We start from the raw sequence: 22,832 nt of genomic DNA on the forward strand, positions 1-22,832 counted from the left end.
CATGCCAATCGTCATTTTAACGGATAGCGCAGCGGATATCGATCAAAGCACTCGAGAGTCGCTCGGGATTGAGATGGTCCCCTTGAAGGTGATTTTTGGAGGAGAGACTTATTTGGACGGCGTTACGATTCAGTCGGAAGAGTTTTTCCGCAAGCTGGCCGCGTCTGATGTGATGCCGAGTACATCCCAGCCGTCTCCCCTTGAATTCTTGGAAGCCTATAAACGGATGGCTGACAAGCACGGAAAAGACGTCCAGATTATCTGCATCATGCTCTCAGCAGCGCTCTCCGGAACGTATCAATCCGCTGTGATTGCCAAAACGATGCTGGAAGAAGACATCGATGTAACCATTATTGATTCGAAAAAGGCTTCCTTTTTGCATGGACTAGCTGCAATTGAAGCGGCTCGTGCGGCTCAAAAGGGCAAATCCAAACAGCAAGTTCTCGACTTGGTTGAACAATTCGTGAAGGATGTTCAGGTCTATTTCGTTGTCGATACATTAGAGTATTTGCAAAAGGGCGGACGGATCGGCAAAGCCCAGGCGCTAATCGGGTCCTTGCTAAATATCAAACCGATTTTGACGCTTGAACCCGATGGACAAGTGGTTCCGTTTGACAAGGTGAGGGGTACGAAAAAAGCGATCAATCGCATGCTGGAACAACTGAAAGCATATGCGGGTGAGTCTCCGGTAAAAGTCGCGATTGTTCACGGCAACGCTCCCGAAGAAGCTCAAGCCCTGATGGAACGAATCAAGGGCGAATTTACCGTTGTTGAACCGTTTATTGGAGAGTTAGGGCCTGTTATTTCCACGCATGTAGGTCCGGGAACACTGGGCTGCATCATGGTTAGGCCTGAGCGTTACGAATAAAGCATCACCGTAGCAGGTATGATTAGGTAACCAAGTAAAGAGCAGCAAGCCTTCTGAGATGATGGCTGCTGCTCTTCCTTATTTAAAAGGTATAACCTAGTGTGCTACACTCGTTCGATTAGGTGTTAGAACGTATAGCACTTTCATTTCGGGTAAGCTACAATATGATTAAACATCCTATCAGCAGGATTCCGTGGTTAATAAGAAAGTTTAAATGCTTTACAATCGTAAAGTAGTTAAACTTTTTCATTCGCGTAAGCCCGCTACGAAAAGACTTCGTCACTGATGCCTCATTTTAAGCGAAACCTAGCACAGAGAACGAAGGAAGGAAAAGAGTCGGCATTCTTAACGTCAGACTGAGAAGCTAAGTGATTTTCTTGTCGACTCCCTTCCGTAGTGAACGGAGCGAACAGCAAATGCTACAAGCGAGCTTAAACAGAGCATAGAGGGACGAAGTCTTTTCGTACATGCAACCCAGATTTCAGGGAGGAGTAACAGGTGAAATATAAAAGTGTGTTTGATATTATCGGTCCTGTCATGGTGGGGCCATCCAGCTCTCATACCGCTGGGGCCGCTCGGATTGGTCGGGTGGCGAGAAGTTTCTTTGGACGCCAACCGAAAAAGGCTGTGATTACGTTTTACGGATCTTTCGCGAAAACCTACAAAGGACATGGGTCTGATGTAGCGACCGTAGCGGGAATTCTTGACTTTGATACATTTGATTTGCGTTTGAAGGATTCACTAGCGATTGCGAAGGATCTCAACATAGAGGTAAAGCTGGAAGCCTCCGACGAACCGACAGATCATCCCAATACGTCTCGGATTCATCTAACCGACGAGAACGGTTCAGTGGAAGTGGTCGGCGTATCGATTGGTGGAGGGAAGATCGAAATTATTGAGGCGAATGGCTTCCCGCTGAAGATTTCTGGTGAAGCTCCAACTCTTATGATCCTGCATGAGGATCGTTATGGCATGATCGCAGGGGTTTCCAATATCCTGACGAAATACCAGATGAACATTGGTCATATGGAGCTGTCACGCCGTGAACGAGGTCGTGAAGCCTTAATGGTAATTGAGGTGGATTCTATTATTTCGGACAAGATTGTTGAAGAGATCGCTCAGATGCCGCACATTTTGGACGTGTCCGTTCTCTCACCTAATTAAGCTGAATTTACGTATAAAGGAGCTGTCAGCATGTTTCGCAACGTTGCCGAGCTAGTGGAGTTAGCAAACTCACAAGGCAAGAAGATTTCCGAAGTGATGATTGAAGCGGAGATGAAAGTTTCCTCTCGCAGTCGCGAAGACATCATGAACGAGATGTACCGAAACCTCGATGTCATGGAGAAGGCCGTGAAGCGAGGACTGGAAGAAGATATTCGTTCACACAGCGGTTTGACTGGCGGGGATGCCAAGAAACTGCAAACGTATATGAAAGAAAAACCGTTTCTCTCGGGAACAACCTTATTGAACGCGGTCAGTATGTCCATTGCCGTGAATGAAGTGAACGCTGCCATGGGGACGATTGTTGCTACCCCGACGGCTGGAGCCTGCGGAATTGTTCCAGGTACACTGTTCGCTATGAAAGATAAATTGAAACCGACGCGTGAACAAATGGTCAATTACCTGTTTACGGCTGGAGCAATTGGTTTTTGTATTGCCAATAACGCGTTCATCTCCGGTGCGGCAGGTGGATGCCAAGCGGAAGTAGGGTCCGCCACATCTATGGCCGCAGCCGCAATTGTTGAGATGGCGGGTGGAACTCCGGAAGAGTCAGCACAGGCCGTAGCGATTGCGCTCAAAAACATGTTGGGTCTTGTCTGTGACCCGGTGGCGGGGCTGGTTGAAGTGCCGTGCGTGAAACGGAACGCCATGGGGGCTGCCATTGCGACAGTCGCCGCTGATATGGCGCTTGCTGGAATTAAGAGTGTCATCCCGACGGACGAAGTCATTTTGGCTATGTACCGGATTGGATGCACCATGCCAACCGCGCTCAAAGAAACAGCACAAGGAGGGTTAGCGGCCACACAAACGGGGCGTCAAATTGAAGCCAAGGTGTTTGGGGTACCGCTGAATCAATAATTTGCCATGAATAATCAATTACAATTGCCTATTACGAATCTCCCGGGGATCGGAGAGGAGCGGGCGAAAGATTTAGCTGGTCTTGGGATCCAAACGATCGTCGATTTAATCGAGTACTTTCCGTCGCGTTATGAAGATTATCGCATTCGCGATTTAACTGAAGTGAAAGATGGAGAGAGGGTTACACTGGCTGGAACAGTATACGGTGAACCCTCTGTTCGCTTCTATGGCAAGAAAAAGTCACGGATTTCCGTACGCATGGTCATTGATCGTGTAGTCGTCACGGCGGTCTGGTTTAATCAAACCTTTGTAAAAAAGCAGCTCGGTCCTGGCAAAGAAATTATTGTCACCGGAAAATGGGACAAACATAAGCTGCAAGTAACCGTTAGTGAAATGACTGAGCTAGGCTCCTCACGCTCGCAATCAAGACCAGATTTAGTTCCAGTTTATCCGTTGGGCGGGGACGTCACCTTGCCGCTTTTACGCAAATCGATTGAACGGGCGTTAACTAAATATGGCTCGATGATTCCAGAGATTCTGCCAGCGGAGTTGATCGAGCGGTATCGATTGATGCCTCGCGCCGAAGCCATTCGCACGATTCATTTTCCTGTGGATGCGGACGAGGGCAAGCTCGCAAGGCGTCGCATTATGTTTGAAGAGCTGTTCTTCTTTCAGTTGAAGATTCAGGCGCTTCGCCAATTAAACCGTTCACAGACAAAAGGAGTCTCTCTCGCCATCCCAATGGAGGAGATTCGCCAGTTCGTCCGCTCGTTGCCCTTTCCTCTTACCAACGCCCAGAAGCGTGTGGTAAAAGAGATCTTGGATGACATGCAAGCCGATTACTCCATGAATCGTTTGTTGCAGGGGGACGTTGGTTCAGGGAAGACGGTTGTCGCCGCCATCGCCTTATATGCGGCCGTCAAAGCTGGGTATCAGGGAGCCTTGATGGTTCCTACAGAAATTCTTGCGGAACAACATTTGCATTCATTGAAGTCGCTATTGGAGCCGATGGGCTTGCAGATTGCGCTTTTATCCGGGTCGCTTACCGCTAAAAAACGACGCGAGATTCTAGCTTCTCTGCAAATGGGCTTGATCGATGTGGTGGTGGGGACCCACGCCTTGATTCAAGAAGACGTCTTCTTCCATCGTCTGGGTCTGGTGATTACAGACGAGCAGCACCGTTTTGGAGTGGAACAGCGTCGTATTCTGCGCAACAAAGGATTAACTCCTGACGTTCTTTTCATGACAGCGACTCCGATCCCGCGTACCTTGGCGATTACGGCGTTCGGCGATATGGACGTCTCCACGATTGACGAGATGCCCGCCGGCCGCAAGCCAATTGAGACCAAGTGGGTGAAGCATGAGCAGTTCCACCGCGTGCTGGAAGAATTGCGCCGGGAGCTGATCAATGGAAGACAAGCCTACGTGATCTGCCCGCTTATCGAGGAATCCGACAAGCTGGATGTACAGAACGCCATTGACGTCCACTTTCAACTCTCTACCTACTTCCATGAATACAAGGTGGGCTTGATGCATGGACGTCTGCCTGCCAAGGAAAAAGATGAAGTGATGCAATCTTTCGCCGCCAATGAATCGCAAATTCTTGTCTCCACCACAGTGGTTGAGGTCGGTGTGAATGTTCCCAACGCTACCTTCATGGTCGTCAATGATGCGGAACGGTTCGGATTAGCTCAGCTGCACCAGCTGCGCGGTCGGGTAGGACGAGGTGCCGATCAGTCTTATTGTGTGTTGATTGCTGATCCCAAGTCTGAAGTAGGCAAGGAACGGATGCGTGTCATGTGCGAGACCAACGACGGATTCGAGCTGTCCCAACGCGACCTGGAATTGCGTGGGCCGGGTGATTTCTTCGGCACCAAGCAGAGCGGTTTGCCCGAGTTCAAGGTAGCCGATTTGCTCAGTGACTATAAAGCTCTTGAAGTTGCCCGTCAGGAAACGGCTCGCCTGGTCGCTGACGCTAACTTCTGGCAGGATGAGCGCTATACGAGCCTACGGGAGTATTTGCGCGAACAAGGTGTGCTTGAGGGTACGGTGTTTGATTAGGATAAAATGAAAAAAGCGAAACTTGAAGATAATTCAAGGTTCGCTTTTTTGTTCTTGGAAAGTGAACTTGCTTTACACAGGTAAAGTGAGTTCACTTTCTTTCGATTTGCGTAAGCCCGTGTTCAACATTTCGTCAAACTTGTCCGATGATTTGTGATCTTTTGTACAGAGAAGCAAGTCTTCTGGAAGATTTAGTGGTACACTGAGAATCGACTAGGAACAGAATGGGAAAGGAAGAAAGACATGACAAATTTGTTGAAAAGGTTAACGTACAAGGAAGATGGCCTTTCAGCCTTCCAGATTATTTCATTCATTGCCATTATTGGTGTAATTCTTACCCTTGTGGTTCCAGCTGCTACATGGTTATCCAAGGACTACAGCCCGGAAAAACAACGAGCCAACGCCATTCAGATATCGGAGGCCGCCAAAACCTATGTGCTGACACATGGCTATAAATCTGATGCGCATGAGGTAGTCACTGTTCACTATTTCGATTCGGCTTCTAAAACGGTAAAAGATACGCCTTTAGAAGCTAATACCTATATGCTGATCTCCTTGAAAGACCTTCGCTCAAGTGGTAGCTTCGCAGCCGTAAAAGACCCGAAAACTGGCGAGGAATACGATCAGGAGAAGACGCTGATCTATGTGCAAGAGGGCGCCAAGCACGATATTTCTCTCTGGATCACTCTTGCTTCTGGCTCTACTCTTTACTTTGATAAAATGCGCTATGAAGATGTGCTGGACGGAGATGCGAAAGTCAGTCAATAAAACGGTTATGACCGTTTTATTGACCGCCATGCGGTCACATTGATTTTTATGAAAAACGTCGAGACTTTTTTCACAGAAAAAACGGTTTGGAGCGGCATGAGAATGATCGTGCAAGCTCCGAACCGTTTTTTATATTAATATCGGAAAGTATAATTGCTTTACACTGGTAAAGTAATTATACTTATCCATTTGCGCAAGCCCGTTGAGAAAAGATTTCGTCCGCTTGCAGCCTCCTTGGAAGTGAAGCCCAGAGAACGAACGGAGAAAGGGATCCGAACCGCCACCCAACCCCGAAGGGGCGCGAAGCGTTTGGCGGTCCCCCTTTCGGAGGTAGTGAGCGGACTATTTATCATCTATGCGAACTTCCACAGAGCGAAAAGGGACGAAGTCTTTTCTCATTCCCCCCCCGGTTTCCCTTCCACGTAAATCCACTTGCCATCCGGGCTACTCCCGATCACTCTGTTCGTCGCTGTGGAGATCCGCTTGATTTTCGCTGTATCCGCATCAAAGAGGTACAGCCCTTCTTGAGGGAACGCTTTGGTGGTTGAATATGATTGGACACTACTTACCAACTGATGGGTATTGCCAAGCCATATCTCATAAGGGTTATCACCCGAAATTAACCGGCTTCCCTGATACAAGCCTCCATTGGCGTATAGTTGATACTTTCCATCGTCAGATGCGGTATAGCCTGACCAGACATCAGAGGGAATCGGCGGCTTCCATTGGCTAATCTGCCGAGTTTGCCAATCGTACTGATAGCGAATCTCCTCGTTCTTGTTAGGTACTAGCATCCTGGTTGTGACCGTTTGGCCATTGTCATAGAAGGAAACTCCTATTTCTGCTGTCGTTACCTCGCTGAATGCCACCTCGCCTTTTAGCGCTGCAGGATATCGTTTCTGCTTTCCTGTTGCCAATTCGTACACGATTAGATCGTAATCCTTGGTCTGTTCCTTGGTTCCGACCGCCAGGAAGAGATGCGTACGGTTCTTGCTGAAGTTGCCTCCATGAACGAATCCGTTTATTTTAATCGGTACAGCTGTCGGGCTAGCTGGCACGGTAACACTGGAGTCAGGTTTGGCGTAAAAAAATCCCCGTGTATCCGCGATAAATTCACCATCTCCCCAGTAACGCGTCATTAACTCCATCGGATAGTAAATGGTCTGTCGGTTTTGAAGATCATATAAGGCGTACAAATATGGATAATTGGCGTCACATTCGCAGTATTGGGTATAGCGCTTCAGCATGAAATAACGGGGATCAAGATTAACCGCTGCTGTGTCGATAAAGTACGGCTGCGTCAATGCGCCTACGTGCTTCTCTTGCTGACCATCTGAGGAGATCATCCATAGGTCTTCTGGTTGTTCGATAAGCGCCGTAAATTGAGGTGTTTCCGCTAATGGTTTGTTGTTCTTCGTTAGGGCGCCTTGGGGGGTAATCAGGTATTGCGACATTCCGTAGTCTGAGGTGCGAGGAATGCTTTTTGCAGGTACTTCTACCTTGAGATGAAGCTGTCTGTCACTCGTCCATTGATAGGTAAAGCTAGGATGGACGACAGGTGCGTTCGTTTGGTCTTTTTTTGCTGTGTTAGTCTCAATGCTTCTCTCCACTGACGCACGGTCCATTGGTTCACGGAAGAACAAGGTGTAGGTTTGGGGATAAGGGCCCACAGTCGTGTTGATGGGTGAGTGGAGTCTAGGTTCTTCATCCAGCTGGATGACGACAGCCTCGGTCATTTTGTCGTACGCATAGGGGACTTCCGTGACTGCCTTCGTGGTTTTTTCGGAAGGTGCTTTTGCCAGGCAGACCTCCGTTTGCGTTTGTGTTTGAATCTGTTTATTGACAGGAGCAATCTGCGCAGGTGTTTCTGGCGATTTAACCACCGATTGTTCCAGGATCGTACTGCATCCGGTTAACCCAATCAACAGAATCGGAATGGCGATTGGCTTCCAAAGAGGTATGGCCATATTACTCAAGCTCCCTTACGTAATCAACTACTCCTTATACGATGTGGGGTTCTTGTTCGTTTCGACTTTTGTATAAAAATTCCATTCATTGTGGGGTATAAATAAGAACACTTGTTTGGTATAATAAGAACAGATGTTCCTGCTTAACGAATGATGTTCTTGTTTTGTAAAAAATACACGTTGTCTAAGTGGACATTGACGAAAGAGGGGTGGCTGAATTGCAACGTGATCAGGGCAAGCGGGTGATCTTTCTTGTCGATATGCAAAGCTTTTACGCCAGTGTAGAGAAGGCGGCCAATCCGTTCATTCGCGACAAACCGATCGTGGTAGCGGGGGATCCCGAGCGACGCAGCGGAGTGGTATTGGCGGCATGTCCGCTGGCCAAAGCCTATGGGGTAACCACAGCGGAAGCGCTCTGGCAGGCGCAGCAAAAATGCAGACAGCTCGTCGTGGTCAAGCCGCGCATGGAGATGTACATTCGTGTTTCGCTGCAAATCACGCAGATTTTTGAAGCATTCACTGATTTGGTGGAGCCCTATTCCATAGATGAACAATTCCTCGATGTAACAGGGAGCACCTCGTTGTTCGGGGAACCTTGGCAGATTGCCGAGCAGATTCGGGAGAGAGTCTGGCTGGAGACAGGCGTTGTATGCCGTGTCGGGATTGGCGAGAACAAGGTGTTAGCCAAAATGGCTTGTGATAACTTCGCCAAGAAACAGGAAGCGGGTATCTTTTGGCTTCGTAAAGAAGAGTTGGCCGATACATTATGGAAGCTTCCAATTGAGAAGCTGCTTGGCGTAGGCTCGCGGATGAAGCGCCATTTTCACCGGATGGGGATTTACCGAATTGAACAGATGGCGACCCTTTCGTTGCCGGTGTTAACCAAGCGTTGGGGACTGAATGGGGAAGTCTTGTGGCTTACCGCGAACGGAATCGACAATTCGCCTGTATCACCCAAGACCCATGACCAGCAAAAGGGAATCGGTCATCATATGACGCTGCCACGGGATTACCATACGGCAAAAGATTGCAAAGTCGTCCTGCTCGAGTTATGTGAAGAAGTATGTCGGCGGGCTCGAAGCAAGCATCTGATGGGGCATGTCGCCTCGGTTGGATGCAGGGGAGCTGATTTTGATACCCCCACAGGTTTTTGGCGGCAGATGAAGCTTGCGGAACCCACCAACGATGCCATGACCTTATACGAAGCGGTTTGCCGATTGTTCGAGCGTCACTGGGAGGGTAGTCCTGTTCGCAGTGTGGGGGTGCATCTTGGGCAGCTGGAGCCAGATGATGCCGTCCAGCTTAGTTTGTTTGACAACAAAGTCAAACAGCGGTCATTGGCCTATGTCATGGACGGTATTCGTGTCAAATACGGAAACGATGCGATTGTGCGCGCAGTATCCTTACTGGATTCCGGTCAGGCCAAGCAACGGGCCAAGAAGATTGGGGGTCACTATAAATAATGGAGACAATCAACTCACCAGGCTCCGTACAAGAACAATTGCGTGAATGCATCTTGTTTGGCATTCTGTTTAAGGCGGCGATGGCTGATTTGAACGTGATTCACCAATTGCCGTTGAGGCTGTCGTACCATCATTTATTGGAGAATTTATCGCGTTGGGCCGAGAAACAGCATCTGCGCTTGAAGAGGAGTTTGCGTCAGAACGGGTGCGAGCTGCTCACGAGCCGTAAAGAGAACCACCTGTATTGTGTAAAGGTGAACGACCATGGCTATCAGCGTGAAAGCTTCTACTCAATTGAACTGTTGAAAGCCGAATGCCAACAACGTGTACGAACTTGGATTTTAGCCAGTAACGAAAAAAGCTACCTTGACTAAATTTGGTCTTGGTAGCTTTTGGAATGTAAAGGAGGTTACGACCTTACTCCCGTTATATGATCTATTGGAATCCACTCAATCTCACCGTCATTTTCCAGTTTGATTCTACGCGCTTGGGAGTCAATCCACTTCACTACCCCCTCGAAGCTGCACGTCATTCCTCGTTGCTCTTTTACATGTCTCCACCACGTGATGGTCACAGCGTAGTCGTGACGCGCCGAGTCCATCACTTGGAAGTGAATCGATTCCATTTCTTGTTCATCAAGGATTGGCTGCACAACTAGCTTTTGATCCTCTTGGAGTTGTAATATCGCTTCCCTGTGCTCTGGCAGTACGAATCGACTTGCGGTAAAAAGATTGTCTTTCTTTGAGGCCATTTGAATGTCTCCCTTCGTTCCTAGGCTTCCAACAGGGCAGTTCCTGATTAATAAGAACATACGTTTGTATTATATGCGAACAGGAGGGGAACATGCAACCTCTGAGGGAATTAGGGGGAGAATACAGGTGTTAACGAAGATAAGAGGTGTAGAGTATGCATCATATCCAATTGCTAGAAGTTACATTAACGATTCTTACGATTGTTGCCATCTGGTTTGCGATCACGAATTTTGGCAACGTCAAAAGAGTCCTGATTGGTCGTCCGATGCGAACCAAAGAATTAGAAGCGCAACACACCAAACTATTTTGGATGCTAGCACTCCCGATTTTGTCAGCTGATCTATATTCTTCGGTTGCATACGGACCGGAATCTGGGATGACGGAACTGGCTGGACTTGGAGAAACAGCCAAATGGATCATCCTTCCGATCACGATTTCAACGCTGGTTCTTTTAGCGATCCTGATCACTTCGTATATTATGGGAGTAACCGCTTACCCGAATGGAGGGGGAGCGTACGCTATTGCCAAAGACAATTTTGGAAGCCCATTACCATCCCTAATCGCTTCCAGTTCCTTACTCGTGGATTACATACTAACGGTCGCAGTATCCGTATCAGCCGCTGTTGACGCGATTGCCTCAGCTTATCCCATATTGGCTCCTTATGAGACAGTGCTTGCGTTAGTAAGTGTCGTCCTATTGGTCGTGGTCAATTTACGCGGGGTAACAGAATCGGCCAATGTATTCGCATGGCCAACCTTGGCTTTTATGGCGTGTATGATCCTGTTGATCGCTACGGGTTTTAAGGATGAGTTTACGCATGGGTTTGTTCAACCAACAACTCCTCCGCTTGGAACGATTTCGGGGTCGCTCACAACTTTATTGATCCTAAAAGCATTCAGCTCCGCTTGTTCAGCTCTCACAGGAATCGAGACAATTTCGAATGCCGTACCCATTTTTCGTGAACCCCAACAAAAAAGTGCGATCAAAACGTACATCGCCTTAGGGACAATCACCGGAATTACGTTAATGGGGTTTGCTTATCACCTCTATGTCAAGGGGATTTCTGTCAATCCGAGTAACACCATGCTGTCTCAACTGGCTGAAGGGTACTATGGACACGGAATCTTCTATCAAATTCTGATTTGGTTAACCTTCATCGTCCTGATTTTAGCGGCGAATTCCACGTTTACGGGTTTTTCTCAACTATCAGCCATTGTGGCTCTTGATGGGTATCTTCCTCGATCGCTTACAAATCGGGGAGATCGACTGGGATATTCGAACGGTATTATTGTCCTTGCCGGATTGGCTTCTTTATTGATTGCGGCGTTCCATGCTCAGACGAACGCTTTGATTCCTCTGTATGCTATTGGGGTATTCGTATCTTTTACGGTTGCTCAGATTGGGCTGTTAAAGCGCTGGAAGCGGGTTAAGGGAGCAAAGTGGAAGCTGAAATTCTTCATGAACATGATAGGAGCGATCGTAACTTCTGTCGTTGCCGTTATTTTTGCGGTAACCAAATTTATGGATGGGGCATGGATTGTGTTAATTGTCCTTCCGGTGTTTGTTATTTTCTCAATGACAGTCCGCAAACATTATGATCAGATTGCCGCTGAACTAAGAATTGATCCCTCCATCATTCGTCCCGTTGCTCATCATGTCATTACCATTGTACTGGTGTCAGGAATCCATCGAGTGGTAAACAATACCCTGTCATTTGCGAAGAGTCTCGGTACCGACGTGATTGCTGTCTACATCGGACATAACGATGAATCCATTGAGAAGATGGAGAAAAAATGGGAGGAGTGGGGTACTCCATGCAGACTCGTCACGTTAAAAAGTCCATACCGCTCCCTATTGGGTCCGCTCTCCAGATTTATTCATGCGGTAGAGGCGAAGGAAGGTCGGTCTAACCATGTTCATATTGTTTTGCCGCAGTTTATTCCCCGTAAATGGTGGCATAACCTTTTGCATAACCAAAGTGCGCTGTTGCTTCGAGCGTGGCTGTTAAAAAATAAAGATGTCATCATTACGACAGTTCCATATCATCTTCATAAGTAAAAAGCGAAGGTGAAATTGCAAGAAAGAAAGGATAAGAAAGCGATAGCGCTGTTTGCAATGAACAGAAACGAAGAAACGGCAAAAATTCAGGTGAATTTGCACGAAAATGCTTTTTGCAAGAAAATCGCTTTGGCTGTATTGTAGAACGGTATAACATTTGGAATCATTAAAGGGGATCATTTATGCAAGCACAACAAATGGGCGTTATCTTGACGAAACACGCCGAGTTTATGACCGCCAAGCGCTGGACCGAGTTTATTGAACAGCTAGAGAGCAAGGGGTTGTACGTGGTAATTGAAACAGAGTCTAACGGGAAGTGTCTGAGCCCATTGGGAGGATTAATGCCTCTACCAGGCAAAAACGAAACATTTAACGTTAGGACGGCTGGGGAACTAGAGAACCAAGGATTATCCATTGGTCACCATGTTCTCGCAAAACAACCGGAAGCCAAACAAACGACTGCGAACCAAGAATAATCCAAGAGCTCTTTCCGTCAAGGGAAAGAGCGTTGTTGTTTCTAAGGATCTTTATCTCATTTCCATGCCTAAGCGGCGAATTCGAACATCGTAAACGACGGAAACCTCCATTTTAGGAAAATCTTCATTCCAATGGTGATTGACCCAATAATCCTGATAATGGTAGGCGTGCATGATCGAGCCCAATTTAAGAACGTCCGTTTTGTACTCCTTTTGCAGCTTTATCAGTAGACTTTTTGCTCGGCGATCCAGCTCCTCCTTAATTAGCTTTTGATAAATGGGAATGAGATCCTCATCCTTCAGATTTGTGTGATAGGTTGTTTCCATAATATCTCCTTGGAGTTTACACAAATAGCTAACCTTATGCCCGCCTCTGGCATTAGGAGTGTGTTCCACATTTACTTTCGTTTTCACCACTTTGGGATGAAAGGCCAGGTATTCGCCCTTCTTCCCTTGGATGGGAACGACAATATTTCCGCCTCGTTTTTTTTCTGACAGCTGAAGAAGAACCCAAGAAAGAGTATCCGGCAGAACACCCACTAATTTATCACCTTTAAAAACCGCGATTCCTTTCCAAGCCACATCGTTTTTAGTGGCCTCCATATAATTAAGAAAAGGCTCCAAGCGACTGCTGGAGGATTGGATATAGAAGTTTCCCAAGGTTTGATCGGGAATAATTTGCAGCTTCGATCCGCTTTCAATCATATCCATCACATACGCAATCGGAATTTGAGAGATCTTTGGTTGAATCTCTAACAAATGGGATGCTTTCCCTTTTACGACGATAGGCCATAGCAGTCTTCGCATTTGGGGGTTACGGCGAAACCCGTCAATGATATCCGTCAAACCTTTTCGAGCCACATCCTCACTAACAGCTACCACACGGGTATGCCCAAGAAAAATCCTTTGATTGAGTCGATTTTGCAGATTATTGGCCGCATCAATGACTGTCTTTCCCGTTGAGCTCATCACTCGTACAGTGTCTCCACCTTTTCCTCCGCCTGTTCCTCCACTACCCGCAATTTTAGTAGGGATGGGGATTTGTACAGTAATTTTGTAAAGCTTCGGGTTCTCCTCAGACATATCAATCGCAATAGCGAGTAAAGACGTACGTTCTTCGAGTTCTCTTCGATCCCAACAACCTGCAAGGATAAACGAGCAGAGTAACAGCAAGAACCAGAAGCGCAAGTGACCCCTAAACTTCATCATTGGTTTCCTCCATTCTCGGTCGCTTGGTCGATTTTCCTCTGATGATCGAGACGAGAAGATATAGGGAGGGAATAACGAGCGAAACAATTAATCCCAAATAGCCCAAGGTATTCATCACCTTAAAGAGCTCCGTGATGTTCTGCGGCTGCAACGATATATAAAACAAAGGGATAAAAAGAAAAAACCCTGCGTACCGCTGGAACCGGATGCCTTTCCCTAATAGTTGTCGCAACCCATAAATAAAACAATAATAGAAGTTTGCGATGGTAGTGAAAACAGCGGCTACCCAAACGCCCAAAAACGCGGATTCCAATCGCTCGAGGATCAAACCTGGAACCTTTGTGGTTTTGACAATTTCCAATGTAGGCCAGGTGACCTTTTGCAATTCCTCATCTCCAAAAACGACAATGCCTGCGACAACAACTAAGGTGTAAACCATGATGGATAACCCAATTCCCCACAAACCTGTTTTGACTTTTTTGGCGCCGGGAAGGGCAAACGCGTAAAAGATCAGCATAATTTCATACCCTTGATAGGAGAAGGACGTTTCCAGACTTCCTTTTAGTACTTGTTGCCAGCTGACGTTGGAAAGCGGCAGAAGGTTGTTCCAATCCGCTTTTTGAAAGGAAGCAATGGCGATGAGCAAGATCGGAAAAAGGATCACGAGAAACAACAGCTCATTGACGCGAGCGACGACATCCAAATCATGCAAGCAGAGGAAAAATGCAAGCAGGAACATCGCGATAATAATCGCTTCTAGCGGTGTATCTCGTAAGACGGCGGTAACGACAACCTCGCCAAAAACGCGTGATGTCATCGCGGTAATCACGTACATATACGCAAGAAAAAACAGGATCCAGGGAAGACCCAGCCATTTGCCGATTCGATTATTTCTCCGATCGGTTCCCCAGATGAGCGGACTGAATTGAACCAAGGTTAACCTAGGAAATCGATCACTTAACTTGGCGATAGCCACTGAAGAAAGCATGGCGACCAGTCCGCCCAAAATAGGAGAGAGCCAGCCATTTTGCTGGAGAATCTGCGTAGAAGTGCGCGGCAGAGTTAGAACCCCGACACCAATCAATGTACTGTAGATCATGGTGGTCAGCTGCCAGTTCGTATATCCGGCAGAGGTCAGTCTATTCTTCATTCGGATTCCCCCAATTCTGACGAGAGGGATCGGGCGAATTAAACATACGAGGACGTACCTTCATCCACTTAAACGGCGCGCGAAAAACATAATCACGCATGCTGGACAGATCCACTGGACTTAGCGGAGACATATAAGGAACACCAAATGATGTGAGGGCAGATAAGTGAATGGCAATAAGAATCAAGAAGGACATAATTCCGTATAGACCGAACATACCCGCCAGAATCATCATGGGAAAACGAAGCATGCGAACTGAGATGGCCGCGCTGTAACTAGGGGAGGCGAATGAACCAATCGTGGTCAAAGCCACAATAATCACCATGATTGGACTGACTAGGCCGGCTTGTACCGCTGCTTGTCCAACAACCAACGCGCCAACGATCCCGATGGTCGGACCAATTGGCCCCGGTAATCGAATGCTGGCTTCTCGCAATATTTCAATGGCAATTTCCATAATGAAGGCTTCAATAATCGATGGAAAGGGCACAGTGGCACGCCCCGCAGCCATCGCAATGACGAGGCGCGAAGGAATCATCTCCGGATGGAAGGAACTAAAGGCAATGTAGAAAGAAGGCATTAACAAAGCGATAGCCATACTAATAAGCCGAATGATCCGTACAAAGGTCGAGATGAGGAACCGTTCATAATAATCTTCAGGGCTTTGATAAAACTGGTTAAAGATAGCGGGAGCAACCAAGACGAAAGGCGTGCCATCGACTATAATGGCTACTTTGCCTTCCAGTAAATTAGCGACTACTTTATCCGGACGCTCCGTTGTTTGAAGCTGAGGGAAGGGGGACCAAGCATAATCTTGAATCATTTGTTCGATATAACCGCTCTCCAAAACCCCGTCAATTTGGATGGATTGAATACGTTGAATGATTTCCTGGACGATGTGGAGGGGAGCCACGCCTTCAATGTAAACTACGTTGAGGGCAGTATTGGTGCGCTCCCCGATTGAAAACAAGCGAACACGCAGAGAAGGGTCTTTCAGCCGTTTACGGATGAGGGACACGTTATCAACAATCGATTCATTAAAGCCATCACGAGGGCCGCGAACGACAGATTCTGTGCTGGGCTCTTCAATGGACCGTTTGGCATATTTAATTGTACCGCACAAGGTTGCTTCGACTTGCCCCTCGATAAAGAGAACCGCGTCCCCTGACAGAAGATCCGTGATGACATGGCGCAAATCGTTCGATTTCTTGAGGTTATGCATCGCGGGATCAAATCGATCGTTATAGGGGGACGCCAAATATTCAATAATGAATTGATTAATCGTCATTTTATCTACCATGGTATCAAGAAATACCAAAGCGGCATGTACTCCGGTATCAACAGGCCCGATGATGAAGTGGCGGACAATCAGATCGTCTGAAGAGCCCATATAACGATGAATATCCGCAATATTCGCATCGACAGAAGGAGAAAGTGGGGAAGTAGGAACTTTATCCAGCCTCTTCTTGGTATGTCCTTTGAGAAAATCTTCTCGCCGATTTGCTTTACGCTGCTGCCATTTCTGCCAAACGCCCTTCATCTGAATACCCCTTGTCCTGAACTTTTGGTATGAATAGGGTATCCAAATTCCCTAAAAATACCCACCTGCTTTTCCGTTTCCCTTAAAAATGCTTGCAATAAGAACCTGTTTTTATTAACATCTAATTAGATGATCATCTAAATAACAAGCAGTTCTAATGAGTTCATTTCTGAACGGGAGGGCAATATGGGAGAATCAATTAGGGAAAGTGAACGAATGATATTTACGACTGTAAGGCCAGAGGACATCTCTAAACTTATGGATATACATAACTCCAATCCTTTTTATAATCTTGTGTCCACAGGGAAGTTAGAGGTCACACAGGAAGAAATTGAAGAGGACTTAAATTGCAATACGGAGTTTTCAGATTCTTACTCGATTCTTCTGATTGAGAAAAATTCAGGGGAACTCATCGGACACAGTCAATTCATCACCTGCAATCCGCGAGATAACAAACCGTGGCTGGGGCTAATCATCACGCATAAGGATCAACAAGGGAAGGGATATGCCCGTGAATTTATTGAAGTGCTTGTCAGCTGGTTAGAAGATCGCGGATTTGATGAGTTACACCTGGCCGTTCTGGAGAAAAATGAAAAGGTCCTTCCTTTTTACCACCAGCTTGGTTTTGCTTATTATGAAACAAGGGTCACTGAAAAATATGGGCCTGCTCGATGTCTGAAGCGAGTTTTCAAAGGATCCTCGAAGTAAACTGCAACTTTTTCAAAAATGGTTCGTAACTATTAGTGGATAAAAGATAGGCGAATTGAAGGGGGATATTCGGATGATCATCACAACAACAAATACTTTAGAAGGTAAAGAAGTGGAAGGATATCTAGGAATCGTAAGCGGCGAAGTTATTCTTGGGGCCAATGTGGTCCGAGATTTCTTGGCTGGAATTACGGACATCATCGGTGGCCGAAGCGGGGCGTATGAAAGCAAGCTTCAAGAAGGAAGACAGCTGGCAATTAGCGAGATGACAGACCGCGCGCGTGAACTCGGGGCTAACGCCGTAATTGGTGTCGATTTGGATTTCGAAACGATTCGTGAAGGCATGATGATGGTGATTGCTACTGGAACCGCTGTTAAAGTAAAATAACCAAACTTGCTAGCGAGTACCTAAGTATTGCGCAAAGAATGAGGATAACCTACCTAATGGACTAAGAGTCCAATAACTCAGGAGGTGGGTTATGATTAAAAGCTGGTTGGCTACAGGCACTTCAATTCTTTGCGCAGCTGTATTGTTGGTCGGATGCGGGTACAACGCGGCAGGACCCAACAATGCTGGTACGAAAGGCTACGGAACCAAAAGCTATAACGGTGGATATGGCGGCTCAGCCACTAGACCATTAAGTAGCACCAGCTACGGCGCATCTGATACCACCACCTACGGAACCCCAGGATTAGGGGGATTAACCACCCCGCCGAGTGCCGGAACAGCCTATACGAATCGGTATGGGTATAGCGGTTACTCTGGAACGATGGGAACTTATGGGACCAGTGGATTTACCGGAACCGGAACCTATGGAAGAAGTGGAAACATGGGGATTGGTAATAACTATGGAGGTCCTACAGACTATATTGGGACAAATGGAGTTTACGGGACCAATATGCAAACCAGGTCAACTGGAATGGACGGCCTTAGTGGACATTCCCAATACGGTGCGGGTCAACAAGCTGGTATGATCAACGGAGTGTCCAGCCATCTAGAAAAACAATTACGCCAAGCGGGTATTACTGGTGTGAAGGTTTTAGCTATTGGTGACACGATTGTCCTGGGAGAACAGCCAAGACAAGCGCCAACGCGATCTACTGGACCAAACACGGGAACAGACCTGTCCAAGGCGGTTAATCAGATGAAGAGCCTCGTTGGTGGTGGCGGAAGAATCCTAACCGTATCCAGTCCGCAAGCCATTCAGGCAATGGAACGAGTCAAGTCACAGCTGAACAGCGCGACAGATGTGAAGAAAAATCAAACCATCTCCAAAGATTTTGCAACCATTGTAAATAGCGCAGTCCCTCATACTGGAGGAAGTCGCTAACTCAAAGCAGAGCAGATGTCTGACCTAGACAGCTGCTCTTTTATTTATTGTTACGGAATTGCTCGAGCCGATCCTTAGCCAGAGTGGGGTCCATATTCACTTGAAACAAGATGGATAGATGGTGGGTGGATGGAAGCTGCAAACGTGCCGCATGATAGAGCTTGGGTCTTTCCGATTTTATAATGGCCATAATTTCAGAAGTTGGTGGAATCATCGATTTGACGCGTAACAGGCTGTTCAAAAAATAAATAAAGTTATGAATGGATTCCTTGCTGGAATCGTCTGAGTCGTTCGTTAAGAAATCCGCGAGGCCCTTGAGAATGACTTTCTTTGTTTCGGCTGGATCAGTGTGGGAGTGAAAAGAAAACATTGAGCCGTTCACCTACTCAAGACAAAGTGAGGTATCATTTACCTGATCGTACGTTTAGTTCCATCATACATAGGGAGGGGGGGATAAATCTACCAAAAAATGAAAAGTGCTCCCCGATCAATAGGGAGCACAAGTTTTTAGCGATCATTATTGGCACTGTTGCCGTTGCGAATATTGCGGTTTTGATCATTTGTATTAAGCGTCTTCCCGCGATTTTTCCCTGAATCTTTGGAGTTGTTGTTTTTGCTGGACATGTTAAGATCACCTCCTCTATCCAATCGGTAGGGTATCCAATTTTCGCGTATGTACACCTCTTCTAATGAACTTCAGGAAAAATTGACACAAACTATTCAAAATTAGTTGCGAAAATAGTACTAATTTCACCTTGCTTAAACCTGTTCATTCAAAATAAGCTTATCAAATAGATGGTTTAATTAGGAAAAATGAGACGGCTACCATGTTTGGAAGAGGGGGGACAAGGAGAAATTGGCAATTTCGATGGAGATAGAGGCAAGAAGAGCTTTCTTTCGGTTGCAGTTTTCCCCGCCCATCCAAGCGGAGATGACGATTGTTCGAGTGAAGGGACAAACAATTGAAACCGGGAACTCTTCCATACTCATAGAGGATCTGAGCGCAGGAGGTCTTCGCTTTCTTTCAAATTTGAAAATTCCTGTAACAGAGCATATCATTCTGGAGTTTCAAATCACCTTAATGGGTCAATCCATTAGACTCCTTGGATATGTTGTGTGGGTTAAACCGGAAACAGAGGGTATACCAGCTTACGGGGTACGCTTTACGATTGACGAAAACAAGCATGTGCAGCTGACACAGCTATTAAATGCCATAGCTCTTCGGCAAAGAAAAAATATTCCTCTTCCCCAAACCCCAGTTTACTCTGGTTCGTTTGACGAGTATTTTCAGGAAGAATAAAGAAAAGCATCCTCTATTGGGGATGCTTTTCTCGTCATACACTATTGGCGAATTCTTTTATACGATTGGTAGCGGTCGTCGGATCCATGTCGATAAGGAACAACATTTTTAAATGGCTTGTGGAAGTAACGCTGCGTCTAGTCGCTTGATAAAGTTTGGGTTTCTGGCATTTGATCAAGCTCATAATCTCCGTGGTGGGAGGAATAACCAGTTTAACCCGAAGCAAACCATTTAAGTAAGCAATTAGTTGCTTAATCGCAGAAGGATGGTCTTCATCTGGCACATGATCCAATACATCTAGTAAGTCTTTTAACATTTGTTTTTTGGTATCTTTTACACTGCTGTTGAGGTCGATAATCGTAGACACCCCCTGTCCATGCTTCTTCCAAACTTATACCACAGGGAGTAATTCTTCAAACCTCATTTGCTTGAAAAAAGAAAAATTAGTTGGCGATATTGGCCCATTTCCAATCAATATAGCCTAGACCGTCAAGCAATACATTTTGAATTCGTTCATTTTTTACATACGAATTGGTATAGAAGAAGATTGGCAAGACAGGCATTTCATCCATCAAAATACTCTCAGAGCGAGCAAGAAGCTCTTTTCGTTTAAGTGGATTCCTTTCGCGAGAAGACTGATTCAACAACTGCTTAAACTCAGGATTTTCCCAGTGAGTATCATTGTTCACGAGTGTTTGTTCTTTAAACAGCTCCAGGAAGTTCATCGGGTCATGGTAATCAGCAAGCCAACCCATCCGACCGATCTGGAAGTGGCCCTCATGTAAATTGGCTACGTAGGTAGGCCAATCTTCATCGCGGAGCAGTACAGTGACCCCTAAATTGTCCTTCCATTGCTTTTGAATGGCCACGGCAATTTTTTTATGGGTATCAGACGTATTGTAGGAAAGTGTAATTGGCGGCAGAGTGCTTATGCCAAGTTCCTTCATCCCTTCTTTTAAGAGCTGTTTGGCCAACGTAACATCATGGTCATGAAAATAACCTGCGGGTTGAAGGGACATTGATGGTGGGACGACGCCCATCGCAGGTGTTTTTCCAACGGCCAGATCGGTACAGATCGCTTGTCGATTAATCGCGTAGGCAAAGGCCTTCCGAATTTTCGCGTTTTGGAAAGGTGGTTGGTCCACATTAAATTTATACCAATAGGTACCAGCAATCGGGTATGTCAACAGCTTCCCCGAACTTTTTAGACGATTGAGCGACTCAAGTGGCAACTCTCCAAGCGGAGCGCCAGCCCAATCGAGTTCGCCTCTTTCAAACATGGACATTTCGGTTTGAGGACTATTGTTGAGCGAAAAGTGAAGTTCTTGAAGTTTGACAGTTTGTTGATCCCAATAGTAAGGGTTTTTTTCTAAGGTAAGTTGATGCTGTTGCTTCCATTCCTTTAATTTGAAAGGACCATTGCTGATATGTGAGCTGACGTCAAGTCCCCATTCCGGATTGGATTTCGTACTAGGATGTACGGGATAGTAGGTAAACAGTGAAGTTAGCTCCAAAAAATAAGGCGTAGGATACGCCAGCTGAACCTGCAAGATATGATCATTTAATGCGTGGATTCCAACAGATTCCATCTTGACCAAACCTTTATGGGCCAGTTCCGCATTGCGAATGCAAAACATCTGATAGGCGTAGTTGGAAGCGCTATTAGGGTCAATCACTCGTTTCCACGCGTATTCAAAGTCACCGGCTGTGACAGGATCTCCATTACTCCACTTGGAATCTCGAAGGGTGAAGGTATATGTCAGGTTATCGCGTGATATGGCAATGGATTTGGCCACAGCTTCATGTGGGAGTCCATCCAATCCTCGGCGGGTAAGACCGTCGAACAAGGCTCGCACAAGACTTCCCGATGTGGTATCTTCAACTAAGCTTGGATCCAGGGTGATCGGATCGTGTTGAAGGCTTAGGCTCAAACTGTTCACTTCGTGGGTATTGGAATTGCCGCCTTGATCAGCTGGTTGGTTCTTAAGCAGCCCAATGACACAGCTAACCACCAATAAGCTGATGAGAATGAGTGTAATAGCGAATGAACGGTTGATCTTCACGCCAAAGAATGCTCCTTTTCGTAAATTGGTTCGCCCTCATCATACACTATCGAATAGGGGGAAGACTTGAAATTACAAACAATTTTATAAATTTGAATGAAACTTGATGAATATAGAAAGAAGTGGGTGGTTTGTGTGGAAAAGGAAAGGGATTATCCGGACTTTCATTACAGCCTTGGTCATAATTTGCATAGAATGGGTCAATTAACCCGAGAGGAAACACAAAAAGTATTAAAAAAATTTGATTTGACCCCAGAACAATGGCAAATTTTATTGGCACTGTCCAAATCCAATGGACTTACGCCCTCTGAGCTTGGAGAAATCACTCTACGTGACAAAACAACCATCTCTCGTATACTGCCTGCGCTGTTTCGCAAAGGAATGATCCATAAACAAAAGCGCACAGGGGATGCCAGAAGCTATGTCATCCAGTTGGACGAGAAGTGTCACATGCTCCTCATGCAAACAGTAGAAGAAATCAGAGATCATTACCAAACGGTGGTGTTCAGGAGCTTAAGCGCAACAGAACAAGATCAACTGCTCTCCTTGTTGCTGAAAATCAGACGCGATTTGCATGATATTTAATGCAAGTAAAAAGTGGGGCGAAAACTGGTTGTATATGCAACTAGTTCAATTTATAGTTGTGTGTACAACTAGTTTGTTTCGGAGGGACTCGAATGATGATGACATTGCTGAAGCCAGAAGGGGCTGGTTGGTTAATCGTATTGGAGACAGTAATCGAGGGAAAGTATAAGATCGTTCAGGAGCGCTTGCCCAAAGAGCCGCAGTATGATTTGATCATAGTGATTATGCGACGCTTGACCAAGCGGCTGGATAATGGAGGTGCTATCACCTGTTTGATTCCGACCTGGAATTAGTGGAAGGATATTCCACGCAAATGAAACGGTTTCGCTTAACACTCAGGAATTAAGCTGCCTTCTTTTGGAAGGACTGATAATTAAAACAGAAAAATATGAGAAAGGCAATACTAAATATAGATGAAAGATAAAAATTTTACACAAACTTAACACAAAAACC

The 22,832-nt window shown here is 46.3% G+C and carries 23 protein-coding genes; 15 read left to right on the forward strand and 8 right to left on the reverse strand.

Annotated elements, in window-relative coordinates; genetic code table 11:
- Position 1 precedes the first annotated feature (1 nt).
- From ACQCN2_RS09080 to ACQCN2_RS09100, 5 genes are all read left to right on the forward strand, one after another.
- On the forward strand, positions 2 to 868 hold the full coding sequence (locus tag ACQCN2_RS09080; protein ID WP_426928567.1) for a DegV family protein: 867 nt from the start codon (positions 2 to 4) through the stop codon (positions 866 to 868).
- A 498-nt stretch (positions 869 to 1,366) separates the two neighbouring features.
- A complete protein-coding gene (gene sdaAB / locus ACQCN2_RS09085; RefSeq protein ID WP_426928568.1) occupies positions 1,367 to 2,032 on the forward strand; it encodes an L-serine ammonia-lyase, iron-sulfur-dependent subunit beta in 666 nt (221 codons plus the stop codon).
- 30 nt (positions 2,033 to 2,062) lie between these two features.
- The gene (gene sdaAA, locus ACQCN2_RS09090; protein ID WP_426928569.1) at positions 2,063 to 2,947 is read left to right on the forward strand and encodes an L-serine ammonia-lyase, iron-sulfur-dependent, subunit alpha; all 885 of its coding nucleotides are present in this window, start codon (positions 2,063 to 2,065) and stop codon (positions 2,945 to 2,947) included.
- Between the two features lie 6 nt (positions 2,948 to 2,953).
- Positions 2,954 to 5,008 carry an ATP-dependent DNA helicase RecG gene (gene recG, locus ACQCN2_RS09095; RefSeq protein ID WP_426928570.1) on the forward strand — a complete coding sequence of 685 codons (2,055 nt, stop codon included), beginning with the start codon at positions 2,954 to 2,956 and terminating at the stop codon, positions 5,006 to 5,008.
- A gap of 243 nt (positions 5,009 to 5,251) precedes the next feature.
- Positions 5,252 to 5,776 carry a type II secretion system protein gene (locus tag ACQCN2_RS09100; protein ID WP_426928571.1) on the forward strand — a complete coding sequence of 175 codons (525 nt, stop codon included), beginning with the start codon at positions 5,252 to 5,254 and terminating at the stop codon, positions 5,774 to 5,776.
- A gap of 395 nt (positions 5,777 to 6,171) precedes the next feature.
- Here the strand turns inward: ACQCN2_RS09100 and ACQCN2_RS09105 are convergent, their stop codons facing one another.
- The gene (locus tag ACQCN2_RS09105; protein ID WP_426928572.1) at positions 6,172 to 7,743 is read right to left on the reverse strand and encodes a hypothetical protein; all 1,572 of its coding nucleotides are present in this window, start codon (positions 7,741 to 7,743) and stop codon (positions 6,172 to 6,174) included.
- 218 nt (positions 7,744 to 7,961) lie between these two features.
- On the opposite strand from ACQCN2_RS09105, the gene dinB reads away from it, so the two are divergent.
- A complete protein-coding gene (gene dinB / locus ACQCN2_RS09110) occupies positions 7,962 to 9,206 on the forward strand; it encodes a DNA polymerase IV (RefSeq protein WP_426928573.1) in 1,245 nt (414 codons plus the stop codon).
- Positions 9,206 to 9,580: a YhjD family protein gene (locus tag ACQCN2_RS09115; RefSeq protein ID WP_426928574.1), complete on the forward strand. Its 375-nt coding sequence runs from the start codon at positions 9,206 to 9,208 to the stop codon at positions 9,578 to 9,580. The genes dinB and ACQCN2_RS09115 overlap by 1 nt, the downstream gene beginning before the upstream one ends.
- A 35-nt stretch (positions 9,581 to 9,615) precedes the next feature.
- On the opposite strand, the gene ACQCN2_RS09120 is transcribed toward ACQCN2_RS09115, so the two are convergent.
- Positions 9,616 to 9,957: a YolD-like family protein gene (locus ACQCN2_RS09120; protein WP_426928575.1), complete on the reverse strand. Its 342-nt coding sequence runs from the start codon at positions 9,955 to 9,957 to the stop codon at positions 9,616 to 9,618.
- 155 nt (positions 9,958 to 10,112) lie between these two features.
- On the opposite strand from ACQCN2_RS09120, the gene ACQCN2_RS09125 reads away from it, so the two are divergent.
- Positions 10,113 to 12,017 (forward strand): APC family permease, encoded by a 1,905-nt coding sequence (locus tag ACQCN2_RS09125; RefSeq protein WP_426928576.1) that lies wholly within the window; start codon positions 10,113 to 10,115, stop codon positions 12,015 to 12,017.
- 182 nt (positions 12,018 to 12,199) lie between these two features.
- On the forward strand, positions 12,200 to 12,493 hold the full coding sequence (locus ACQCN2_RS09130; RefSeq protein ID WP_426928577.1) for a hypothetical protein: 294 nt from the start codon (positions 12,200 to 12,202) through the stop codon (positions 12,491 to 12,493).
- Between the two features lie 51 nt (positions 12,494 to 12,544).
- Here ACQCN2_RS09130 and ACQCN2_RS09135 read toward each other — a convergent pair whose 3' ends face one another.
- From ACQCN2_RS09135 to ACQCN2_RS09145, 3 genes are read right to left on the reverse strand one after another with little or no spacing between them, the layout of a single operon-like run.
- Positions 12,545 to 13,702 carry a Ger(x)C family spore germination protein gene (locus tag ACQCN2_RS09135; RefSeq protein ID WP_426928578.1) on the reverse strand — a complete coding sequence of 386 codons (1,158 nt, stop codon included), beginning with the start codon at positions 13,700 to 13,702 and terminating at the stop codon, positions 12,545 to 12,547.
- Entirely contained in the window at positions 13,689 to 14,852 is a 1,164-nt protein-coding gene (locus ACQCN2_RS09140) for a GerAB/ArcD/ProY family transporter (RefSeq protein WP_426928579.1), read from the reverse strand. The genes ACQCN2_RS09135 and ACQCN2_RS09140 overlap by 14 nt, the downstream gene beginning before the upstream one ends.
- Complete coding sequence (locus tag ACQCN2_RS09145; protein WP_426928580.1) at positions 14,842 to 16,392, reverse strand: spore germination protein; 1,551 nt, start codon at positions 16,390 to 16,392, stop codon at positions 14,842 to 14,844. The genes ACQCN2_RS09140 and ACQCN2_RS09145 overlap by 11 nt, the downstream gene beginning before the upstream one ends.
- Positions 16,393 to 16,578: 186 nt before the next feature.
- Between ACQCN2_RS09145 and ACQCN2_RS09150 the strand changes: the two genes are divergently transcribed.
- From ACQCN2_RS09150 to ACQCN2_RS09160, 3 genes are all read left to right on the forward strand, one after another.
- Positions 16,579 to 17,100, forward strand: a complete 522-nt coding sequence (locus ACQCN2_RS09150; protein ID WP_426928581.1) for a GNAT family N-acetyltransferase — start codon at positions 16,579 to 16,581, stop codon at positions 17,098 to 17,100.
- Between the two features lie 73 nt (positions 17,101 to 17,173).
- Positions 17,174 to 17,488, forward strand: coding sequence for a YbjQ family protein (locus ACQCN2_RS09155; RefSeq protein WP_426928582.1), 315 nt, complete (start codon positions 17,174 to 17,176; stop codon positions 17,486 to 17,488).
- Between the two features lie 91 nt (positions 17,489 to 17,579).
- Entirely contained in the window at positions 17,580 to 18,431 is an 852-nt protein-coding gene (locus ACQCN2_RS09160; protein ID WP_426928583.1) for a hypothetical protein, read from the forward strand.
- Positions 18,432 to 18,471: 40 nt separating this feature from the next.
- Here the strand turns inward: ACQCN2_RS09160 and ACQCN2_RS09165 are convergent, their stop codons facing one another.
- On the reverse strand, positions 18,472 to 18,801 hold the full coding sequence (locus tag ACQCN2_RS09165) for a hypothetical protein (protein WP_426928584.1): 330 nt from the start codon (positions 18,799 to 18,801) through the stop codon (positions 18,472 to 18,474).
- A gap of 486 nt (positions 18,802 to 19,287) precedes the next feature.
- Here ACQCN2_RS09165 and ACQCN2_RS09170 point away from each other — a divergent pair, with 486 nt between their 5' ends.
- Positions 19,288 to 19,731, forward strand: a complete 444-nt coding sequence (locus ACQCN2_RS09170) for a PilZ domain-containing protein (RefSeq protein ID WP_426928585.1) — start codon at positions 19,288 to 19,290, stop codon at positions 19,729 to 19,731.
- Positions 19,732 to 19,765: 34 nt separating this feature from the next.
- Here ACQCN2_RS09170 and ACQCN2_RS09175 read toward each other — a convergent pair whose 3' ends face one another.
- A complete protein-coding gene (locus ACQCN2_RS09175) occupies positions 19,766 to 20,098 on the reverse strand; it encodes a hypothetical protein (protein WP_426928586.1) in 333 nt (110 codons plus the stop codon).
- Between the two features lie 76 nt (positions 20,099 to 20,174).
- Positions 20,175 to 21,794 (reverse strand): peptide ABC transporter substrate-binding protein, encoded by a 1,620-nt coding sequence (locus ACQCN2_RS09180; RefSeq protein ID WP_426928587.1) that lies wholly within the window; start codon positions 21,792 to 21,794, stop codon positions 20,175 to 20,177.
- Between the two features lie 135 nt (positions 21,795 to 21,929).
- Here ACQCN2_RS09180 and ACQCN2_RS09185 point away from each other — a divergent pair, with 135 nt between their 5' ends.
- A complete protein-coding gene (locus tag ACQCN2_RS09185) occupies positions 21,930 to 22,379 on the forward strand; it encodes a MarR family winged helix-turn-helix transcriptional regulator (protein ID WP_426928588.1) in 450 nt (149 codons plus the stop codon).
- Between the two features lie 92 nt (positions 22,380 to 22,471).
- Positions 22,472 to 22,672: a hypothetical protein gene (locus tag ACQCN2_RS09190; RefSeq protein WP_426928589.1), complete on the forward strand. Its 201-nt coding sequence runs from the start codon at positions 22,472 to 22,474 to the stop codon at positions 22,670 to 22,672.
- Positions 22,673 to 22,832: the final 160 nt, after the last annotated feature.

It is taken from the genome of Brevibacillus ginsengisoli, assembly GCF_050113715.1.
GTDB classification, from domain to species: Bacteria; Bacillota; Bacilli; order Brevibacillales; family Brevibacillaceae; genus Brevibacillus_H; species Brevibacillus_H ginsengisoli.

Excerpts from the sequence above, each read along its gene's own strand:
- ACQCN2_RS09130 (WP_426928577.1), top strand. The coding sequence starts at position 12,200 with ATGCAAGCACAACAAATGGGCGTTATCTTGACGAAACACGCCGAGTTT.
- ACQCN2_RS09190 (WP_426928589.1), top strand. The coding sequence starts at position 22,472 with ATGATGATGACATTGCTGAAGCCAGAAGGGGCTGGTTGGTTAATCGTA.
- ACQCN2_RS09140 (WP_426928579.1), bottom strand. The coding sequence starts at position 14,852 with ATGAAGAATAGACTGACCTCTGCCGGATATACGAACTGGCAGCTGACC.
- sdaAA (WP_426928569.1), top strand. The coding sequence starts at position 2,063 with ATGTTTCGCAACGTTGCCGAGCTAGTGGAGTTAGCAAACTCACAAGGC.
- ACQCN2_RS09135 (WP_426928578.1), bottom strand. The coding sequence starts at position 13,702 with ATGATGAAGTTTAGGGGTCACTTGCGCTTCTGGTTCTTGCTGTTACTC.
- ACQCN2_RS09150 (WP_426928581.1), top strand. The coding sequence starts at position 16,579 with ATGGGAGAATCAATTAGGGAAAGTGAACGAATGATATTTACGACTGTA.
- ACQCN2_RS09125 (WP_426928576.1), top strand. The coding sequence starts at position 10,113 with ATGCATCATATCCAATTGCTAGAAGTTACATTAACGATTCTTACGATT.
- ACQCN2_RS09165 (WP_426928584.1), bottom strand. The coding sequence starts at position 18,801 with ATGTTTTCTTTTCACTCCCACACTGATCCAGCCGAAACAAAGAAAGTC.
- ACQCN2_RS09155 (WP_426928582.1), top strand. The coding sequence starts at position 17,174 with ATGATCATCACAACAACAAATACTTTAGAAGGTAAAGAAGTGGAAGGA.
- ACQCN2_RS09100 (WP_426928571.1), top strand. The coding sequence starts at position 5,252 with ATGACAAATTTGTTGAAAAGGTTAACGTACAAGGAAGATGGCCTTTCA.
- ACQCN2_RS09115 (WP_426928574.1), top strand. The coding sequence starts at position 9,206 with ATGGAGACAATCAACTCACCAGGCTCCGTACAAGAACAATTGCGTGAA.
- recG (WP_426928570.1), top strand. The coding sequence starts at position 2,954 with ATGAATAATCAATTACAATTGCCTATTACGAATCTCCCGGGGATCGGA.
- ACQCN2_RS09080 (WP_426928567.1), top strand. The coding sequence starts at position 2 with ATGCCAATCGTCATTTTAACGGATAGCGCAGCGGATATCGATCAAAGC.
- ACQCN2_RS09120 (WP_426928575.1), bottom strand. The coding sequence starts at position 9,957 with ATGGCCTCAAAGAAAGACAATCTTTTTACCGCAAGTCGATTCGTACTG.
- ACQCN2_RS09105 (WP_426928572.1), bottom strand. The coding sequence starts at position 7,743 with ATGGCCATACCTCTTTGGAAGCCAATCGCCATTCCGATTCTGTTGATT.
- ACQCN2_RS09145 (WP_426928580.1), bottom strand. The coding sequence starts at position 16,392 with ATGAAGGGCGTTTGGCAGAAATGGCAGCAGCGTAAAGCAAATCGGCGA.
- ACQCN2_RS09160 (WP_426928583.1), top strand. The coding sequence starts at position 17,580 with ATGATTAAAAGCTGGTTGGCTACAGGCACTTCAATTCTTTGCGCAGCT.